This is a genomic window from Adhaeribacter sp. (assembly GCF_057359045.1).
Map to the genome: position 1 here is coordinate 26914 of NZ_JBMQUD010000130.1, position 17032 is coordinate 43945.

10 protein-coding genes are annotated in these 17032 nt (G+C 43.7%); 5 read left to right on the forward strand and 5 right to left on the reverse strand.

The window, feature by feature from the left end; all coding sequences use genetic code 11:
• Window positions 1-12: 12 nt before the first annotated feature.
• A complete protein-coding gene (locus ACO1R6_RS20755; RefSeq protein ID WP_486267026.1) occupies window positions 13-201 on the reverse strand; it encodes a hypothetical protein in 189 nt (62 codons plus the stop codon).
• A gap of 693 nt (window positions 202-894) precedes the next feature.
• On the opposite strand from ACO1R6_RS20755, the gene ACO1R6_RS20760 reads away from it, so the two are divergent.
• Entirely contained in the window at window positions 895-1728 is an 834-nt protein-coding gene (locus ACO1R6_RS20760) for a DUF5694 domain-containing protein (protein ID WP_486267027.1), read from the forward strand.
• Window positions 1729-2326: 598 nt separating this feature from the next.
• Here ACO1R6_RS20760 and ACO1R6_RS20765 read toward each other — a convergent pair.
• Window positions 2327-2521, reverse strand: a complete 195-nt coding sequence (locus tag ACO1R6_RS20765) for a hypothetical protein (protein ID WP_486267028.1) — start codon at window positions 2519-2521, stop codon at window positions 2327-2329.
• A gap of 26 nt (window positions 2522-2547) precedes the next feature.
• Window positions 2548-3006, reverse strand: coding sequence for a hypothetical protein (locus tag ACO1R6_RS20770; RefSeq protein ID WP_486267029.1), 459 nt, complete (start codon window positions 3004-3006; stop codon window positions 2548-2550).
• Between the two features lie 345 nt (window positions 3007-3351).
• Here ACO1R6_RS20770 and ACO1R6_RS20775 point away from each other — a divergent pair, with 345 nt between their 5' ends.
• Both ACO1R6_RS20775 and ACO1R6_RS20780 read left to right on the forward strand, forming a co-directional pair.
• Window positions 3352-8067, forward strand: a complete 4716-nt coding sequence (locus ACO1R6_RS20775) for a DUF3320 domain-containing protein (protein WP_486267030.1) — start codon at window positions 3352-3354, stop codon at window positions 8065-8067.
• A 368-nt stretch (window positions 8068-8435) separates the two neighbouring features.
• Window positions 8436-10202: an APC family permease gene (locus ACO1R6_RS20780; RefSeq protein ID WP_486267031.1), complete on the forward strand. Its 1767-nt coding sequence runs from the start codon at window positions 8436-8438 to the stop codon at window positions 10200-10202.
• Between the two features lie 250 nt (window positions 10203-10452).
• Here ACO1R6_RS20780 and ACO1R6_RS20785 read toward each other — a convergent pair whose 3' ends face one another.
• Window positions 10453-10683, reverse strand: a complete 231-nt coding sequence (locus ACO1R6_RS20785) for a hypothetical protein (RefSeq protein WP_486267032.1) — start codon at window positions 10681-10683, stop codon at window positions 10453-10455.
• A 405-nt stretch (window positions 10684-11088) separates the two neighbouring features.
• Here ACO1R6_RS20785 and ACO1R6_RS20790 point away from each other — a divergent pair, with 405 nt between their 5' ends.
• Both ACO1R6_RS20790 and ACO1R6_RS20795 read left to right on the forward strand, forming a co-directional pair.
• A complete protein-coding gene (locus ACO1R6_RS20790) occupies window positions 11089-11763 on the forward strand; it encodes a porin family protein (RefSeq protein WP_486267033.1) in 675 nt (224 codons plus the stop codon).
• Window positions 11764-12383: 620 nt separating this feature from the next.
• A complete protein-coding gene (locus ACO1R6_RS20795) occupies window positions 12384-15803 on the forward strand; it encodes an Ig-like domain-containing protein (RefSeq protein ID WP_486267034.1) in 3420 nt (1139 codons plus the stop codon).
• 124 nt (window positions 15804-15927) lie between these two features.
• Here the strand turns inward: ACO1R6_RS20795 and leuB are convergent, their stop codons facing one another.
• Window positions 15928-16983, reverse strand: a complete 1056-nt coding sequence (leuB, locus tag ACO1R6_RS20800; RefSeq protein ID WP_486267035.1) for a 3-isopropylmalate dehydrogenase — start codon at window positions 16981-16983, stop codon at window positions 15928-15930.
• Window positions 16984-17032: the final 49 nt, after the last annotated feature.

A 17032-nucleotide genomic window follows, 5' to 3' on the forward strand; every position in this document is an offset into this window, starting at 1 on the left:
TTGTTTAGCCAGTTATAAAATTAAGCGGTTTAAGTGGTGCCGGCAAAATATTCTTTTGGTAATGGTTAGTTGGTTATAAAAAGCCAGGATAATAGTTCCGAAAGGATTGGCGCAGGCAGTATTGCCAGGAAGGTAATAAGGCGTACGGGTAATTTTACCGCAACTAAAATGAAGAAAGCTGCTTACTATTCTCCGGGACATAGGCTTAAACAAAGTTTTAACAAGAAAAGCCTACTTAGTTTCAGGTATTTTTCAGGTAGCGTAACCAAGAGATTCAACTTTTCTATAGCAATGCTTAAGTCTATTTGCTTGATAAAGTTTAGTACTATAGAGATATTAATGTACAAATAGTATAATTACCGAGAAGGTACCCGCTCTCTGAATAAGGAAATTGATGCACTAGTTTCTCAACTTTATGAACTTACCTCAGAGAAAATTGCTATTGTGGAGGGTAGGCAAATAATTCCAAACTGTACCTTTTGAATTCTCATTTCGGATTTCTATCACTTTTTTCAGGGGACTCATCACACTTTTTCCTGGCTACAAGGAAATCCTAATAGGTTTGTCACATGAAATTAAGATATCTAAAGACAGCCATCGCACCCCTTTCCCTTTTATCTAATAATTATGGTTTACAGCAGATAGTTGACTTTTACTGGAGAGGGGCAGTTCCTGATTTATTTGGCTCTCCCAACTGTAAAGGCCATCACCTTCAATTAGATTTTATAAGTCTCAAGTGACCTACTCGGGCACCTCCTGTATATTTATATTTTTAGATTCCGGGAGCATTGCAGTTATTAATCTTAATGTCTTTTAAATCGATTTCTAAAAGACTATTCAAAGACTTTTACCGCTTTATTTATTTCATTTTTATTAAAGTAATCAACACCTAGCATGAAGTTATTTTCTTTTAACATAATCTTTTTCCTTTCTATAAGCCTTTCCGGTTTTTGCCAGCAAACGTTAATTCATCCCAAACAAAAAATTAAAATACTTCTTTTGGGTACTTACCACTTTGCTAACCCAGGTCAGGACAAGTTTAACGTTAAGGTCGATGACTATTTTTCAGAACATCGGCAGAAAGAGATTCAAGAGGTAAATAATTCCCTGGCGAAGTTCAAGCCGGAGAAAATTTTCACTGAAATAGGTGTCAGGTTTCAGCCAGAAGTAGATGAGATGTATCAGAAATTCAAAGCCGGAAAGGTTGAACTTACAAAAGGATATGTTAACGAAAAATTTCAAATTGGCTTAAAGCTTGCCGGGCAACTTAATAATGAGCGGTTCTATGGTGTTGATGCGGGCGGATTATGGTTTGAAGACAAAGTTAAGCAATATGCCGATAGTGCTGGCATGGGATTTTATGCTGCATTTGAGAAAGCCACGGAAAAACATGTGCAATATTTAAACAATTACTTCCGCACACATACAGTTAAGCAAAATCTTTTACTCCTAAACACCCGGCAGGAGCAACTAGAACAGAACCATTACATTTATAATTACATTTTAACCCGGGTTGGTGCCGGTGATAATTATATTGGGGCAGATTTGGTTGGCGAATGGTACAAACGTAACTTAAGAATATATAGCAATATACTCAAGTTTGTAGATACTGAAAAAGACAAGCGGATATTAGTAGTTTTTGGTAACGGCCATATGCACATTCTTAAACAGCTTTTCGAAGATAATCCGGACTTTGAGGTTGTTGATGCTACTAAGTTTCTTAAATAAAGCGTATTGCTGTCTGCCCCTGTTTGCCGATTAGTACATTTATAAATCTCTTTCAAAAAAGAAAACGGTGAGAAAAGTAGTGATTACAATTTAAGATAATCCGGCGGCCGCTGTAAAGCAAGTTTGTATATTGTCCCGTTTATCATATACCAGTTATTAAATGTTGATAAACAAACTGCAGGTACCGTCGGCGGCTACGGAAGCTGCTCAGAAACTGCGGCCATACACGCAGCAAAATGTTGCGTGTATGGAAACCAGGCCTGTTAACCTGCTCTCCAGGTTAATCGCTTTTTCCTTCTTAGCTAATCAAGCAGTTTTACAGTGATGCCGAAATCTGGTCCATCATCCAAGAGGCTCCTCATCTGCAACAACAGATCAATATACCCGATTGGGGCCTGCATGGTGCGCGTTTAACGGAGTGTAACGCGTGCCAAAGTTATCCGGAAAAAATGGTAGCCTTTTAATGGTGCTTTCACATCGCATAATAAAAAAGTTCCGGCAGAACAGCTTTTGCGTAGCACGCGTTGCGCTTCGCTAAACATGCACCAGATTGAACTAACAACCGCCAAAACCAACTAATGTACAACGCTTAACAAAATCACCCCTGCACGTAATCCTGCAAAATGGCCATAGCTTCGGCATCAGACGTTGCTTCTACTACCTCGTCCATTACAAACTGAATTTCCTGCTCCGACCAGTTTTCTTTTTCGGCGGCTTTTACAAAAGCGCCCAGGGCTATATACCGCGATGCTTCTACGGGCAATATCATTTTTACTTTTTTTCGGATTCTCATGGCCTGCTTTGCCGCACCGGCCGGCGCTAGATTAACCTTAAAACCTGGGGCGGTTGGGGTTCCTGCGCAGCCTTACGGTTTATTTCTGCTAATACTTTTTCTTGCAAATACGTAATATTTGCGCAAACTTCATAAGCTTCCAGCGCCGAGAAAATGAGTTCGTAAAAATGCAGGTTTACCGATAGGTTTTCTAAATCGTGGGGTAAGGCAAAATGCACCAGGCGGTCGGCGGTGTCGGTTTGGGAAGGCTCGTTTTGGTAAATGGCTACGGAAAATACTTGGGTGCAAACCTGGTCGAGCAAAGAACAAAGGGTTTCGAGGTATTGCACATGGTAGTTATGCTGAATGCCATTTTCAAAAAACAAGTGCAGGAGTTTCATTTTGGCGAAACCCAATTTATCTTCTTCCTGCTGGTAAAGGGGTAAGATGTTCTGGGTCAGGTAGTCTTTGTCGTCTAGCAAGCGCCGGTAATCCTGAATTTTCATAATCGTAATAAAAGCGTAAAAATTAATTAGTTAATATAAAAAAATAGATTAACTATTGCAAAACTAACAGCTTTTTTAATTATTATACATCAGGTAAAAGAAAGTAAATACCTTGTTTACCTGGGGTAAATAAACCAGAAATAGTAACAGATTCTATATAAATTTACCTGGCAGCCGCTGGCTAAAATAAACATTCAGGAGATTTTTCGTTATACTTAACTCTGCCGGGAAATAAAAGTGAATTGCACCGGTATAAATTTAACCTATACCATGGGCTACCAATTGGTAGTTATTCCATAAAGTTTAGGACCCGAGTTATTAAGGAATTTGTATTTCATTTATTACATGCCCATAACAGAACACCCGATAAATATTAAATTAGAAGCGGCCCGCCGCGAATTGCTGGATTTAAGCTTACGCAACCCTTTGCTTAACTACCGGCCCTTAAAATCGCGCGGGGTAGAGGTGGTAAACGAAATACCAGCGGCCGTGTACCGGATTTTGGTAAAGGAAGGTAAAGCCATGTCGTTTTTGCCCCTGAACGCCAAAACCGCGGTTACGCTGGGCGAGCCGGTAGCCGAACCTTTAACCGAAGAAGAGCCTACGCCCGAGCAACTGGATAACAAGCTCCAGACAAAAGAATCGCCGGATAAACTAGATGCCCGTCTGCTGGATACGTACCACTCGGCCCGCATGTTTATTGAAGAGCAGGGCGTAAGTATTTTGTACCTGGCCTTGGGCAGCCTTACTTGGTACGAGAACGAGACCAGTGAAGAAGGGCGTTCGGCTCCGCTAATTCTGGTACCCGTAGAGTTGGTGCGTACTTCGGCCCGGGAGCGGTTTCAGTTGCGTTATACCGGCGGCGAAATTGGCACCAACTTATCGTTAATGGCCCGCCTGAAAGCCGATTTTGATATTGATTTGCCGGAGCTGCCGGAGCCCGAAGAAATTAACGTGGGGCAATATTTTGATGAGGTTTGGCGGCGGGTGGTGCGGCGCAAAGGTTGGGTAATTAATTCCAAAGCTATTTCGTTGGGCTTTTTCTCGTTTGGGAAATTTATGATGTACAACGACTTGGATGCAGCCAACTGGCCCGATACGGGCAAACCCCAGGCGCACCCGGTTATCAATGCTCTGCTCCTGGATACCGGCTTTGACCAGGAGCCGGCGGCGGCTATTCCGGAAGATGCCCACTTAGACCAGTTTCTGCTGCCCGCCGATACCCGGCAGGTAGTAGACGCCGATAGTTCCCAAACTTTAGCCATTCTGGACGTAAACCAGGGCCGCAACCTGGTAATTCAGGGGCCGCCCGGTACCGGTAAATCCCAAACCATAACCAACCTGATAGCCGAGGCCATTGGCAAAGGCAAAACTGTTTTGTTTGTGGCCGAAAAAATGGCGGCCTTGGAAGTAGTAAAGCGGCGTTTAGATAAAGTGGGTTTAGGCGTGGCTTGCCTGGAATTACACAGCCACAAAACAAATAAAAAAGATTTACTGCAGGAGCTGAACCGCACTTTGGAGTTGGGTAAACCCAAAGAACCCGCCCTCGAAACCGAAATAAAATTACTAGAGCAATTGCGCAGCCGCCTGAACGACTACGCTACGGCGGTAAATACCCCGGTAGGCGTGAGCGGCCTGACGGTGTACGAACTGTATGGTCAACTCATACAGCACCGGAAAAAATATACCGATATTACTTTGCCCCGCTTGGTGTTGCCCGCCCTTTTAAGCTGGTCCCGCGACGAATTTACGAACCGCGAAGTACTGGTAGACGAAACCCAGGCGCGCCTGGTCCAAATAGGTCCGCCGGGTAACCTGTTGTACTGGGGCAGCAGCCGCAAAAGCTTTTTACCTTCCGACCAAAACCGCCTGGCACCAGCCTTGGCCGCCGCCGCCCAGGCCGTTGAAACTTTAGACAAAGCCGCCGGGCAACTGGCTAATATGCTGGATTTTGCGGTGCCTGATACCCAAACCGAAACAGAACTAATAGGTAAAATTGCGCACCGGCTGCAACAGAGCCCGGCCTACCGGGGCATTAACCTGCGTTCAGATATTTGGCGGCAGCAAGCCAACGAATTGCAAAAACTGGTAAATGCCGGCACCCAACTCCAAACCATTAAGCGGCAGTACCAAAATACACTTTTACCCGAAGCCTGGGAGTCGCCGGATATGCTTACCATTCGGCAGGATTTACTGGCGTACGGTACCAAGTGGTGGAAATTTTTATCGGGTCCTTACCGCCAAAGCAAAAAGAAATTAGCGGCCTTAACCCTAACGGGTTTGCCCACCGACAACGAAGCCCAGCTAACCTTGGTAAATGCTGTACTGGAAGCCCAGCGCCAAAGCAAGCTGGTACATCAATATACCTCAACCGGTCAGGCGGCATTTGGGCGGCAGTGGCAGGCCGAAGATTCGGATTGGAGCCGTTTAAACGAGCTAAATCGCTGGGCAACCGGTTTGCACCAGGCCGTAGAAGCTGGTGAACTGCCCGCGGCAGCTATTTATTTTCTGGCCCAGGAGCCCGATTTGGAAAAACTTAAATCGCTGCAAAAACAACTCGAAACAGCGTTGCAAACCGAAGCGGTTCACCGGAGCGAAGTTGTAGAATTGTTGCAACTAAACGAGCCGCAGCGTTTTGGCGAAGGCCATTACGTACACGATTTGCCTTTTACCGAACAGGCCGCGCTGTATACTGCCTGGCACCAGCAGCTCGACGAATTACACCAGATGGTAGCCTGGAATAATTTGGCCGTACGGCTACAAACTGCCGGGCTGCAGGAAGTTATCAATCTGGCGGTTATCTGGCCCGATGCTGCTCAGTATTTAGCGGCGGCTTTCAAACAAACCTGGCTCGAAGCCTGGCTCGAAAGAGCTTACGAAGAACGACCAGCCCTTTTGCATTTCGAGCGATCTAGTCACGAGGATGTAATTGGCAAATTCAGCCGTTTAGATACGTTGTTATTGGCGTATAACCAGGCCCGGCTGGCTGCTTTGCACTGGCACCAATTGCCGCTGCACCAGGCGGGCGGGCAATTAGGGGTGCTTCGGCGCGAGTTCGAGAAAAAAGCCCGGCACTTGCCCATCCGGCAGCTCATGGCCAAAGCTGGTAACGCCATCCAAACCATTAAGCCGGTATTTATGATGGGGCCGCTTTCTATTGCCAATTATTTGCCACCCGAAAACCTGGCTTTTGATCTGGTAATATTTGACGAAGCCAGCCAGGTAAAACCCGTTGATGCTTTTGGCGCTATTTTACGGGCCGGCCAGGTAGTAGTAGTCGGCGACAGCAAGCAAATGCCGCCCACCAGCTTTTTTGATGCTTTAATAAAAGAAGAGGAAACCGAAGAAGAAAATATTGTAGCCGATGTAGAAAGTATCTTGGGGCTTTTTTCGGCGCAAGGCGCACCCCAACGCATGTTACGCTGGCACTACCGCAGCCGCCACGAGTCTTTAATAGCCGTTTCTAACCAGGAATTTTACGAGAATCGTTTGGTCATATTCCCGAGCCCCGATGCCGGCCGTAATAAAGCTGGTTTGGTTTACCACCACCTCCCCGATACCTATTACGACCGGGGCAAAACCCGGACCAACCCCCAAGAAGCCGAACAGGTAGCCGAAGCCATTATGGCACACGCCCGTAGATCGCCGGAGCTCAGTTTAGGCGTAGCGGCTTTTAGCATGACCCAAATGCAAGCCATTATTACCCATTTAGAAGTACTGCGCCGGCAGGAACCTGAACTGGAGAGTTTCTTTATGAATCATCCCAATGAGCCTTTCTTTATTAAAAACCTGGAGAATGTGCAGGGCGATGAACGGGATGTAATTTTTATTAGTATTGGTTACGGGCGCACGCAGAATGGTTCTTTGTCGATGAGTTTTGGGCCGCTTAATGGTATGGGCGGCGAACGGCGCCTAAATGTTTTAATTACCCGGGCCCGCCTGCGCTGCGAAGTGTTTACCAATTTAAGCCCCGATGATATTGATTTAAGTCGCACCCAGGCCCGCGGCGTGCAGGCGTTTAAAGCCTTTTTAACCTACGCTAAAAACGGACAGGAAGTATTAGCCGCCGCCAGCGAAAAAGAAACCGCCGATTTATTTCAGGCATCAATAAGTGAAGTGCTTACACAAGCCGGTTACCAGGTTGTATCGGAGGTAGGTACCGCCGGTTTTTACATTGATTTGGCCGTGGTACATCCGCAGCAACCAGGACGTTATGTATTGGGGATTGCCTGCGATGGCGCCAGTTACCACCACGCCCGCTCCGCCCGCGACCGCGACCGGTTACGGCAGTTGGTATTGGCCGGTTTAGGCTGGGAGATTTACCGCATCTGGAGCACTGATTGGTTCCGGAACCCGGCCGCCGAACAAAAACGTTTGCTGCAAGCTGTAGAAAAAGCCTTACGGGAGGTTGATAGGGGAACCTCAGCCAAAACCAATGCTACTCCGCTGGCAGCCGAAGCCCCTGCTGTTTTACGCGAAGAAATTAAAACTCCAGCTTCGGGGCAGGCGCTGCCGCCTTACCAAATGGCGGCGCTTAAAATAAATACCGGCGCCCGTGAGTTATACGAAATACCCGCTAAAGAACTCGTTAAATGGGTAACCGAAGTAGTGCGGGTAGAAAGCCCGGTACACCAGCAGGATGTAATGCAACGCCTAAACGAGGCAGCCGGGGTTATTCGCATTGGTCCCCGCATCCGGACGGCACTGGAAACCGCAATTGCGCTGGCCGTTCAATCCGGCGAAGTTCGGGCCGAAAAAGAAATATTATGGCGCACCGATATGCAGCAAGCACCCTTACGCGATCGTAGTCAGCTGCCGGCTGCCTGTCGTAATTTCGAAAACCTGGCTCCCGCAGAATTAGCCCGGGCCATCCGGAAAGTAATGGGCGATGCGTTTGGCTTAATCCAATCTGAAGTAGCGCCGGCAGTGGCGCGCTTGTTGGGTTTTCCTCGGTGTACTGATAACATGCGGGAGCAAATAGATTTAGCTACCGAAGAACTGCTCCAGCAAAACGTATTAACCAAACAAGATGAACAATTATTTCTGACGCGTCAACGGTAAATTAATATTCAGGTAAATACTAAATTCTAAAGAAAGCTTTCTGCAAATATTGCCGTCTTAGCAATAATGGTTGTTAAAACCGGCACAGTAAATATTGTGGGTTAGCTATGCTTAATTAGCTTTGGCCATTGGCTTTGCATCTGTTAGTTTTTGCGAAAGAAAACTATTTTTCAGGCATTGGGCTTTACCTGAATATTACTTTGGCATGGGATTTTAATCAGAAAGAAAGCACGAAAATTTTACGGCGAAATCTTATTTGTTCAGAATAAAATCTGGAAAAACAACTGCATGTTTTACACGTAAGCGCTTACGGTAGCAACCACAAACATACCTTCTAAAATTAAGCTAGATATTTTCTGAAAATTATAATGGAAAGAGATCTGACGAATGCTGTTTCCCCTTCGCACGCGTCTAAACTAAAGGAATTGCCGGCAACGGCTATTTGCGGCAACGATATCACATCTTCCTGTTTATACGTTTCGGCATTAGCCATTATTTATTCTGGTCAGTATGCCTGGCTGGCGCTTTTGCTGGTAGGCGGGGTGTTGTTTTTATTCCGGAAAATATACGGCGAAGTAGTAGGTGCACTGCCTTTGAACGGGGGCGCTTACAATGCGCTCCTGAATACAACCAGCAAGCGAACGGCTTCGCTCGCTGCCTGTCTTACGTTACTTTCTTATATGGCTACCGCAGTTATATCGGCGAGCGAAGCCATGCATTATGTGCATCACCTGTGGTCGGGTTTACCCATTATTTACGCTACTATTGGTTTACTGGCCTTTTTTATGGGACTAACTATTCTGGGTATCGGCGAGTCGTCTATAGTAGCGGTCATAATATTTATTACGCATATTTTAACTTTATCCTTGCTGCTCATTATTGGGTTTATATACCTCTTTAATAATGGATTTAGTGTTTTAAGTTTAAATTACAGCCAGCCTTTTGAGGGCGGCATTATGCGGGCTTTATTTTTTGGTTTTGCCGCGGCCATGTTGGGTATTTCGGGTTTTGAGAGCTCCGCTAATTTTGTAGAAGAGCAGGCGCCGGGGGTGTTTATCCGGACGCTGCGCAATATGTGGCTTGCCGTAGCAATATTTAATCCCTTAACGGCTTTACTGGCTTTATCAGTAGTACCTATTGCCGCCGTTGCGCCTAACCAAGAGGCTTTATTGGCCTACATCGGCAATATTGTGGGCGGTAATTGGTTGGGCTGGCTTGTTTCTATAGATGCGGCTTTGGTATTAAGTGGCGCCGTATTAACTTCTTACGTGGGCGTAACCGGCTTAGTGCACCGCATGACCCTGGATAGGTGTTTGCCCCAATTCTTATTGAAAACCAACCGCCGGGGCACTGCTTACCTAATCATGATTGCATTTTTCCTGCTCTGTGTATCCATTCTGCTAATAACCCGGGGCGAGTTGGGGGCCTTGGCCGGTGTATACACCATTTCTTTTTTATCGGTAATGGCTTTGTTTGGTATTGGTAACCTGTTGCTTAAATTCCGGCGTCAGCGCCTGCCCCGTCCGGTTCGGGCTTCGGTTTTAACGGTAGTTATATCTATACTGGCTGTTTTTACCGCTTTAGCCGGCAATGCCCTCTTAAATCCGCCGTATGTAAAAGTTTTTCTAAAATATTTTATTCCTACAGCATCGTTGGTTTTTATTATGCTGTACCGCTTCAGCATTTTGGGTTTGTTGGCGTATTTGCTGCAACAAATAGAGAAAACTTTGGGGCGTTTTATTCCGGTTACCTCTTACAATTTAAAAAGATTAATGACCCAAATTAGTGCGCAGCAATTTGTGTTTTTTACCAAAGGCGATAACATTGCCAATATAAACCGGGTTATGCGCTACATCGAAGACAATGAACATACCCGCCGCATTAAGATTGTAAATATTTTGAGCGAAAACGAAGCGCCACCCAAAAAACTGATGCACGAGGTAGACGTGCTGGACCGGGCTTACCCCGAAATGGACGTTGATTTTATTATCATGAAAGGCCATTTTGGTCCTGAACTTATTCAGGAGTTATCGCGCAAATGGAATATTCCTAAAAATTTCATGTTTATTGGCTCGCCCGGCGACCGCTTTGTTTACGGTATCCAGGAACTGGGCGGCGTACGACTGGTTATTTAATCTTATACTTACCACGGTTGCCCGGTTGGTGCAAAAACATGCCGACAAATATTACATGGAACCAATAAATGCAGATTTTACAACAAGAATATTAAAGTTTAATTTAAATAATTACCAGGTTGTTGTGAGTAAAAGAACCTGATGTTTAATTAATTAATAAACAATTTCTTGGCACTTGGCTGGTATAAATAAATAAAATAGCAGAAGCATTAAAGCGCAACGTTTCGTTAAAACTTAGGAGCAAGTTTGCTTAACTCAGTTTCAGCGCTTCTATTTGGTCGTCGGTTAGTAAAATGTAACGGTTGTTGTAAGGGTTGGTAAAGAATTTCTCGGCAATAATATATTCCCCGGATTTTAATTTGTGGATGTTGTAACTAAACAAACTATTAGATTTTTCAATAATTTTCTCGGTATTACGTAGGTCAAATTTTTTCCCGCAAGTGGTACTAATTAAGTAATGGTCGTGTATTCTGGAATCCATAAAAACAGACGAATTGATATAATATGTAAGATGTTTGATATGGCCTTATCTACGCATGATTGCCCAGAAAAGGATACATTTAATGAATATTTATTCAATTTAAATTAGCTTAAGTTTAAACCTCAATTGTAAGCGGCCGCAGTTAAAAAAAACTTTTCCGAACCAGATATTCGCTGCCCGGAATATTTAAATCATAAAAATATTTTTCGACTTTTCTGCAAGTCATTATTTTTTAAAATATTGATTGATAACAACTTAATTGTTGTGGCAATTCTAAAGTTGTAATTCAGAGTTTTGCGGGAGCCGCCCCGCCAGCAGTTGCCTGAATTTATTGGCATGGTTTTTTGATGAGGGGTAAGTAAAGTTTCTGATAAAGAAATTTTATAAACCTTAAAAAAAACAACCATGAAAAAAATATTCTTCTTTTTGAGCTTTGTGTTGCTGGGTATTCCTTGCTATAAGGCTTCGGCCCAAGACATTAAAATTGGTATTAAAGGAGGCTACAATGCCGCCAACTGGGAAGGCAACGCCATGAATAATTTCCAGAACATTGTGCAGCTTGCCGATGGTTACGCCAATACCGAAATGCGGTCCGGGTTTCATGCGGGGGCTTACCTGAGCATTCCGGTTACCTCTTTCCTGACTTTAGAACCCGGCGCTTATTATTCGCAGAAAGGTATTCGGCTTTCGGGGCAGCTTTCTTCCGAAAAATTAGATTTTCTGAACTTAAGAGCTACTTTAACCAATAAAGCCGAATACGTAGATGTGCCGCTGTTGGCCAAAGTTTTTGTAGCCGATGGTTTTCATATTTACGGCGGTCCGCAGGTTTCATTCCTGGTTTCAAATAAAATTAATGCCCGGGCCGGCGTATTGGGTTTAAACCTGGTAAACACCGATATTAATTTCGACAGCCAGATCCGGAAAACCGATGTGGGTTTGGTAGGTGGTATTGGCTACCGTTTTGCCAATGGCTTTAACCTGAGCGGCGGCTACGATTATGGCCTGAATACCATTGATAAAGGCGGCAACCTGAATACCTACAATCGGGTAATTAAAGTATCGATGGGGTTTGAGTTTTAGGCCAATTCTGGTTAGATAAATAAGCTTTTACCTTTACATGAGCCGCGCTTTCTAGTGTGGCTTTTGTTTTTATAAGATTTCTACTTCTAATCTTTTTAAAGTTTTAACCCCATTCCTTCACGTGGCTGGGAATAATTACTAAAAAATATTTAAGCAGAAAGCCAGATCTTCTGTTCTGTTTCTTTTCAAAATACTTTTTTAAAAGACTAGGCATTCATTGGTTTGAGTATTAAGCCAATATTGTACTGGTTTATTAGTCTGATGTTTATATTATTGTAATCTTCTAAATAATGAATTGAATTAAGTTGCTAAAATTCTATTTTGTTGATTAATTACGAATTGAAATATTTTGATTGTTGTATATTATAATTAATTTTGAATAGCAGAGATATTTTATCTGTTAAAAAAATAATTTTTATAATATATTAACAGCCGTTTATGACAAAAATTTACTTTCATTTTCTAATTTATTATTCATTTAGATTACTGGGCACCAGTAGCCAGGTAGCTATTTAACTTCCCTGTTAAATTACCTTTTTGCTCATTTCTTTTAGACAGGAAAATATTGGTTATAGCCTCCTGTTTATTACTACTTATTAGAATAATAAAAAATAGAAAATATGTTCCGGAAAAAAATCTCTTTATGTAGCCTCCTGTTCGCGTTGGCCCTTTTTTTTATTTTACCTGGTGCCTGGGCCCAAACCATTTCTACCGTAGCAGGTAATGGTACTTCCATCTTAGCGGGTAATGGCCCATCGGCGTATTTAGCAGGGGATGGCGGTTCGGCTCCTAACGCTTTTATATCGCTGCCGACGGGCGTTGCTGTAGACAAATACGGCAACATTTTTATTGCCGATTTTCATGCCAATTCTGTTCGGAAAGTAAATGCCAGCACCGGCATAATTAGTACGGTAGCGGGTAACGGTAATGCTGGGTCAGTTGCTGGTGGCGGCTTGGCTACTAATACGCCCCTGAACGGCCCGGCCGATGTAGCCGTGGATGCTAGTGGAAACCTGTTTATTCTGGATATAGGTAATAATTGTATCTGGAAAGTAAATGCAGAAGATGGTATCATACAAAAGATAGAAACATTTGAGAGTAATTTTAGCACCGAAGGCGATATAACCATAGATGCCGCAGGTAATGTTTATTATGCCAAAGCTAACCGGGTTAGGAAAGTAAACCCTAATAATAGGCCAACTGTAATAGCCGGAAACGGTACAGCCGGTTACAGTGGCGATGGCGGCTTAGCTACAAATGCTTTGGTAAAGGATGTGCGCGGAGTGGCGGTAGATGCCAGTGGTAATATTTATATTTCCGGTGATAACCGCATCCGAAAAATAAATGCAAGTGATGGTGTTATTTATACTATAGCTGGTAACGGCACCGCCGGTTATAACGGCGATGGCGGTTTAGCCATTAATGCTTTATTAACCAGTGGCACAATAGCATTAGACACAAATAACAATATTTATTTAACCGACGGAACAAATAACCGCATTCGAAAAATTAATACCAGCAATGGCATAATTAGTACCATTGCCGGTAACGGTCCGGGTGGTTTTATTTCCAGCAATGGTATAACGGGTTTTAAAGGCGATGGTGGTTTAGCTACCGAGGCCTGGTTGAATATTCCTAATAATATTGCTATAGACCTGAATCAAAATATTTACATTAGTGATGGTTATAATTACCGGGTTCGTAAAATTAATATGTCGTCTGGGCCTATTATTACTAAGCAACCAGTAGATGCTACTGTTCAAACAAATCAAGATGCGCACTTTTCTATTATAGCTTCCGGTGTTAACTTAACTTATCAATGGCAGGAAAAAAGAACTGCGGGAGTTTTTGTAAATATTTCGGACAGCGACTTATATCGTGGTGCTACTTCGGCAACCCTAACCCTTAACCAAGTGCCTGAATCTATGAATGGTTACCAGTATCGGGTAGTGGTTAGCAATGGCATCTCGGAAACTTCCAGTACCATATCTCTAACTGTTAGTGCCCCGGTTTCGGTTGATACAGGAATGTGGCAAGTGGTAGGCTCATCCGGCTTTTCAGATGGATCGTCTAACTTCACCAGTATAGCTTTTGATGCGAGTGGTACTCCGTACGTTTGCTATATGGATAATCCGAATGACGGTAAAGTTACAGTTAAAAAATTTACCGGCAATAAGTGGGAAAATGTTGGTGCGGCTGGGTTTTCAATGGGCCAGGCATGGAATCCCCAAATAGTGATTGATGCTAATGGAACACCATACGTAGGTTATCGTGATGATGCAAATGGTTATAGAGCTACGGTCAAAAAGTTTAACGGTAACAGTTGGGTCACTATTGGCACAACTGGATTTTCTGCTGGATCAACTAGTTTCAACAGAATAGCCCTAGGAGCAAATAATACTCCATTTGTAGCCTATAGCGATGGCGCAAATGGGAATAAAGTAACCGTAAAAATGTTTAATGGAAGTAGCTGGATAAATGTGGGTTCTGGAATAGTATCAACAAGAAATGGTACATATATTGACTTAGCATTTGATAGCAATGGTATACCATATGTAGCCTACAGAGATGTTGATGATAAACTTACTGTAAAAAAATTAGAGGGCAATAGTTGGATAAATGTTGGTGACAATAGTGTTTCGGCAGGGGGGGCAAGTCAAATCAGCTTAGCCATTGATATACATAATGTAGCTTACGTTTGTTATAAAGATGACTGGAATGGAAATAAAGTTATAGTCAAGAAATTTAATGGTAATAGCTGGATTAATGTTGGAACAGCGGGTTTCCCAATTGCCCAAGCGGAAAAACCTAGCTTAATACTAGATAGCAATGAAACTCCTTATGTAGTTTTTCAGGATAGAGCTAATGACGGAAAGGCAACAGTTAAGAAGTTTGATGGTAGTAATTGGATAAACGTTGGGCCAGCGGGTTTTACTGTAAGTACCGCTGGACATAACGGTATAGCGGTAAATAATAAGGGTATTCCTTTTATAGTCTATGGGGATGGGGCAAATGGTTATAAAGCTACGGTCATGAAGTTTGCTAGTGCTCCCCTAAATGCACCAACCGTTACTGCTGCAGCTAACTGTGGTCCCGGTACTGTAACCTTAACTGCCTCTGGTGCCGCCAATGGAAATTATAGGTGGTATACTACTGCAACCGGAGGTTCTGCTGTTCCATCGGCTACAAATGCTACCTTTACTATGCCTAGTTTAGCCGCTACCACTACTTATTATGTATCGATAGTAGCCGGAAATAGAGAAAGTGAAAGAATTGCTGTAACCGCCACCATTAATCCGATACCTGCGGCACCAACCGGAACAGCAAGCCTCTCCTTTTGCCAAGGCTCAACGGTTACGGCTCTAAGCGCAGCAGGTGATAACCTCAAGTGGTATACTTCAGCCAACGGAGAACAAGCCATGGCAACTGCCCCAACCCCAAATACGACTCGTGTAGGTACTACTGAATATTATGTATCTCAGATCGTAAATGGATGCGAGAGCAATAGAACTAGAATAACGGTTACTATAACGCCTGCTCCATCGGTTTCCCTGGCTGCATTTACCGATGTTTGTAATAACATCACCACTTTTACTTTAACCGGAGGGCAACCAGTAGGAGGCGTTTACGCTGGTGTAGGAATTAAAAACGGTGTTTTTGCTCCCGGTGAAGCTGGTGTGGGCACGCATCCTATAACGTATAGCTATACCGATGCTCATGGTTGTACAGCAACTGCGGTTCAGCATATTACGGTTGTTGCCTGTGCTGATACTAAAGAGGTGGGAGCAATATCAAATTTGTTACTTTCTCCAAATCCAACAACCGAAAAAGTGAGGGTTAAATCAACTGTTCAGGAAAAAACGGATGTTTTGGTTAGAATATTAAGCCTGGATGGAAAAATGGTTCTGGAAAAAGCTTTCCCGAATGTTGAAGGCGAATTTGATAAGGTTATTGATCTGAAAGGAATAGGAAGAGGAATCTATTTGCTACAGAATATTACAGATAAAGGAATGGTTAAAAAACGATTGGTAATAGAATAAAATGATAAAGTAAAAGAGCCTGCTATTAATAGCAGGCTCTTTTACTTAGCAGGCAATATTTTATTAAGAATGTAATGGAAATTCAGGTTTTACTTAACCCGTGTTTATAAAAAAAATATTACTGCTAAATAAAATCACAGATTTTCTGGCCTACTTCCGTCGTACTCATAAATTTTTCCGGGTTAATATCTTTGGTAACATAACCATGGTTAAGGGCTTCTTCTACGGCGTGGCGGATGGTTTTGCCTTCTGCCATCAAATCAAAAGAAGTTTCCAGGAGGGTAGCGGCGGAAAGTACAGCGGCCATGGGGTTGGCAATATTTTGGCCGGCCGCCTGCGGGTAAGAACCGTGGATAGGTTCGAACAAGGCTACCTGGTTGCCCACCGAAGCCGACGGCAACATACCCAAAGAACCCGTAATTACCGAAGCCTCGTCGGTTAAAATATCCCCAAACATATTTTCAGTCAGAATTACATCAAAACGGCGCGGGTTCTGGATCAGGGCCATGGCGGCATTGTCTACAAACATCAGTTCCAGTTCAATGTCGGGGTATTCGGTGGCATATTTCTGAACTACTTCGCGCCACAAACGGGATGTTTCCATTACGTTGGCTTTATCTACCAAGGTAACTTTTTTGCGGCGTTTGGCGGCGGCTTCAAAAGCGAGTTTGGTAATGCGGTATATTTCGTCGTGGGTGTAAGTACAGGTATCGTAGGCGCTCAGGCGGTCTTCGGAGCGGCCTTTTTTACCAAAGTAGCTGCCGCCGGTTAATTCCCGGAATACCACAAAATCTACCCCTTCTACAATTTCACGTTTCAGCGGGGAGGCATCGGCCAGGGCCTTAAAGGTATTTACCGGCCGGATATTAGCATATAAACCCAAAGCTTTGCGCATAGCCAGTAAACCTTGTTCAGGTCGTACCGGAGCGGTAGGGTCGTTGTCGTATTTGGGATGACCAATGGCACCAAATAAAATAGCATCCGCCGATTGGCAAAGTTGCAGGGTTTCGTCCGGAAATGGGTTGCCGGTTTCGTCGATGGCAATAGCTCCCACCAGACCTTCCTCAAATTCGAATTGGTGGTTAAAAACTTCGCCAATTTTCTTCAGAACCTGCACCGCTACGGCGGTTACTTCGGGCCCGATACCATCGCCGGGCAATACAGCAATTCGCTTATTCATAAATATAGTGTCTCGTTACTTTTGGTATTGGGCGGTAAAAGTAAGGAGT

Coding starts and splice junctions, on each gene's coding strand:
- ACO1R6_RS20765 (WP_486267028.1), bottom strand. CDS start 2,521: ATGAGAATCCGAAAAAAAGTAAAAATGATATTGCCCGTAGAAGCATCG.
- ACO1R6_RS20760 (WP_486267027.1), top strand. CDS start 895: ATGAAGTTATTTTCTTTTAACATAATCTTTTTCCTTTCTATAAGCCTT.
- ACO1R6_RS20795 (WP_486267034.1), top strand. CDS start 12,384: ATGTTCCGGAAAAAAATCTCTTTATGTAGCCTCCTGTTCGCGTTGGCC.
- ACO1R6_RS20790 (WP_486267033.1), top strand. CDS start 11,089: ATGAAAAAAATATTCTTCTTTTTGAGCTTTGTGTTGCTGGGTATTCCT.
- ACO1R6_RS20785 (WP_486267032.1), bottom strand. CDS start 10,683: ATGGATTCCAGAATACACGACCATTACTTAATTAGTACCACTTGCGGG.
- ACO1R6_RS20780 (WP_486267031.1), top strand. CDS start 8,436: ATGGAAAGAGATCTGACGAATGCTGTTTCCCCTTCGCACGCGTCTAAA.
- ACO1R6_RS20755 (WP_486267026.1), bottom strand. CDS start 201: ATGTCCCGGAGAATAGTAAGCAGCTTTCTTCATTTTAGTTGCGGTAAA.
- ACO1R6_RS20770 (WP_486267029.1), bottom strand. CDS start 3,006: ATGAAAATTCAGGATTACCGGCGCTTGCTAGACGACAAAGACTACCTG.
- ACO1R6_RS20775 (WP_486267030.1), top strand. CDS start 3,352: ATGCCCATAACAGAACACCCGATAAATATTAAATTAGAAGCGGCCCGC.
- leuB (WP_486267035.1), bottom strand. CDS start 16,983: ATGAATAAGCGAATTGCTGTATTGCCCGGCGATGGTATCGGGCCCGAA.